This is a genomic window from Pseudomonas sp. CM25 (assembly GCF_013179705.1).
GTDB lineage: Bacteria > Pseudomonadota > Gammaproteobacteria > Pseudomonadales > Pseudomonadaceae > Aquipseudomonas.
On record NZ_JABMCW010000470.1, the window covers coordinates 1 to 3,345 of the forward strand.

Annotated in this window: 3 protein-coding genes; all 3 read left to right on the plus strand. The window is 63.2% G+C overall.

What is annotated here, in order from left to right:
* A partial coding sequence (locus HP546_RS27995; protein WP_306125854.1) for a DNA gyrase C-terminal beta-propeller domain-containing protein occupies positions 1–1,348 on the plus strand: 1,348 nt, incomplete at its 5' end.
* A 256-nt stretch (positions 1,349–1,604) separates the two neighbouring features.
* Positions 1,605–2,690: a 3-phosphoserine/phosphohydroxythreonine transaminase gene (serC, locus tag HP546_RS28000; protein ID WP_172232397.1), complete on the plus strand. Its 1,086-nt coding sequence runs from the start codon at positions 1,605–1,607 to the stop codon at positions 2,688–2,690.
* On the plus strand, positions 2,690–3,345 hold a 656-nt coding region (gene pheA, locus HP546_RS28005; protein ID WP_172232400.1), incomplete at its 3' end, for a chorismate mutase. The genes serC and pheA, both read left to right, overlap by 1 nt.

The following is a 3,345-nucleotide window of genomic DNA, read 5'->3' on the forward strand; positions in this document are numbered from 1 at the left end:
CGAGAAGCTGCTGGCCGAGTACCAGGAAATCCTCGAGCAGATCGGCGAGCTGATCCGCATCCTCAGCAGCGCCGAGCGCCTGATGGAAGTGATCCGCGAAGAGCTGGAAGCGATCCGCGCCGAGTACGGCGATGTGCGTCGCACTGAAATCCTCAATGCCAGCCACGACCTCAACTACGGCGACATGATCCCGGAAGAAGAGCGCGTGGTGACCATCTCCCACGGTGGCTATGCCAAGACCCAACCATTGTCGGCCTACCAGGCTCAGCGCCGTGGCGGCAAGGGCAAGTCGGCGACCGGTGTGAAGGACGAGGACTACATCGAGCATTTGCTGGTCGCCAACAGCCACGCCACCCTGTTGCTGTTCTCCAGCAAGGGCAAGGTGTACTGGAAGAAGACCTACGAAATCCCGGAAGCGTCGCGTGCTGCCCGTGGTCGCCCGCTGGTCAACCTGCTGCCGCTGGAGGAGGGTGAGCGCATCACCGCCATGCTGCAGATCGACCTCGAGGCCCTGCAGCAGAACGCCGACCTCGACGAAGAACTGGAAGACGCCGATGACACCGTGCTCGAAGGTGAGCTGGTAGAGCCTGAAGAAGTCGACGAAGAAGAAGGCGATACCCCGGAGTGGGTGGCAGAGCCGACCGGCGCGTATATCTTCATGGCCACTGCCTCCGGCACCGTCAAGAAGACCCCGCTGGTGCAGTTCGCCCGCCCGCGCTCCAACGGCCTGATCGCCCTGAAGCTTAAAGAAGGTGACACCCTGATTGCTGCGGCCATCACCGACGGTGCCAAGGAAGTCATGATGTTCTCCGACGCCGGCAAGGTGATCCGCTTCGCTGAAAGCGTGGTGCGCGAAATGGGCCGTACCGCCCGTGGCGTGCGCGGCATGAAGCTGGGCAAGGGGCAGCAGATCATCTCCATGCTGATCCCCGAGTCCGGCGCGCAGATCCTTACCGCCTCCGAGCGTGGCTTTGGCAAGCGCACCCCGCTGTCCAAGTTCCCGCGTCGCGGCCGTGGTGGCCAGGGCGTGATCGCCATGGGTACCAAAGGGCGCAACGGCCTGCTGGTCGGTGCCATCCAGGTGCAGGAAGGCGAAGAGATCATGCTGATCTCCGACCAGGGCACGCTGGTGCGTACCCGGGTTGGCGAGGTGTCCAGCCTCAGCCGCAACACCCAGGGCGTGACCCTGATCAAGCTGGCGACCGACGAGACGCTGGTAGGTCTGGAGCGTATCCAGGAGCCATCCGAGGAAGAGCTCGATGATGTGATCGAGAACGACGAGGAGGGCGTCGAGGCCGATGCGCCCGACGATGAAGCTGCTGGTGCCGAAGAGGCCCCGCAGGAATAAGCAAGCGTAAAACCCGAACGGGGCGACCAAGGTCGCCCCGTTTGACTGATGACAGCAGGCCTTTGGGGCCGCTGTACGGCCCATCGCCGGCAAGCCAGGCTCCCACAGGTAAAGCGCCAGCCTGAAGTTTGTGCGTTCCCTGTGGGAGCTGGCTTGCCGGCGATGGCCTGCAGGGCAGGCCCATGGCAGGTGACACAGATTCATCGGGTCAGCACTGAATTTAGAATTTGTACCATTTGGCAGAGCGAGAGTGGATGTGAGCAAACGAGCCTTTAACTTCTGCGCAGGCCCTGCCGCGCTTCCTGACGCTGTCTTGCAGCGCGCCCAGGCCGAGATGCTGGACTGGCACGGCAAGGGCTTGTCGGTGATGGAGATGAGCCATCGCAGCGACGATTACGTGGCCATCGCCGAAAAGGCCGAGCAGGACCTGCGTGACCTGCTGTCCGTCCCCTCCAACTACAAGGTGCTGTTCCTGCAGGGCGGCGCCAGCCAGCAATTCGCCGAAATCCCGCTGAACCTGCTGCCGGAAAACGGCACCGCCGACTACATCGAGACCGGCATCTGGTCGAAGAAGGCCATCGAGGAAGCGCGCCGCTTCGGCAACGTCAACGTCGCCGCCAGCGCCAAGCCGTTCGACTACCTGGCCATCCCGGGCCAGAACGAGTGGAACCTGACCAGCAATGCGGCCTACGTGCACTATGCGTCCAACGAAACCATCGGTGGCCTGCAGTTCGACTGGGTGCCGCAGACCGGTGACGTGCCGCTGGTGGTCGACATGTCGTCCGATATCCTCTCGCGCCCGATCGACGTGTCACAGTTCGGTCTGATCTACGCCGGTGCCCAGAAAAACATCGGCCCGAGCGGCCTGGTGGTGGTGATCGTGCGTGAAGACCTGCTGGGCCGCGCCCGCAGCAGCTGCCCGACCATGCTCGACTACAAGGTCTCGGCCGACAACGGTTCGATGTACAACACCCCGGCCACCTACTCCTGGTACCTCTCGGGCCTGGTCTTCGAGTGGCTGAAAGAGCAGGGTGGCGTCGACGCCATGGAGCAGCGCAACCGCGCCAAGAAAGAGCGCCTGTACGGCTTCATCGACAACAGCGATTTCTACACCAACCCGATCAGCGTCAACGCCCGTTCGTGGATGAACGTGCCGTTCCGCCTGGCTGACGAGCGCCTGGACAAGGCCTTCCTCGCTGGCGCCGATGCCCGCGGCCTGCTCAACCTCAAGGGCCACCGCTCGGTGGGCGGCATGCGCGCTTCCATCTACAACGCCTTGGGCCTCGAGGCTGTGGAAGCCTTGGTTGGCTACATGGCCGAATTCGAGAAGGAGCACGGCTGATGTCCGAACAGGAACTCAAGGCGCTGCGCGTGCGCATCGACAGCCTTGACGAGAAGATTCTCGAGCTGATCAGTGACCGCGCCCGTTGCGCCGAAGAAGTGGCGCGGGTCAAGACTGCCTCGCTGCCAGCTGGCGAAAAGCCGGTTTTCTACCGCCCCGAGCGTGAAGCCGCCGTGCTCAAGCGCGTGATGGAACGCAACAAGGGCCCGCTGGGCAACGAAGAGATGGCGCGGCTGTTCCGCGAAATCATGTCGTCGTGCCTGGCCCTGGAGCAGCCGCTGAAAATCGCCTACCTGGGCCCTGAAGGTACTTTCACCCAGGCAGCGGCCATGAAGCACTTCGGCCATGCGGTAATCAGCCGGCCGATGGCTGCCATCGACGAAGTGTTCCGTGAAGTGGCGGCCGGTGCCGTCAACTTCGGTGTGGTGCCGGTGGAAAACTCTACCGAAGGTGCGGTCAGCCACACCCTGGACAGCTTCCTCGAGCACGACATGGTGATTTGCGGCGAAGTCGAGCTGCGTATTCACCACCACCTGCTGGTGGGCGAGAACACCAAGACCGACAGCATCACCCGCATCTACTCCCACGCCCAGTCGCTGGCCCAGTGCCGCAAGTGGCTGGACGCGCACTACCCGAACGTGGAGCGCGTGGCAGT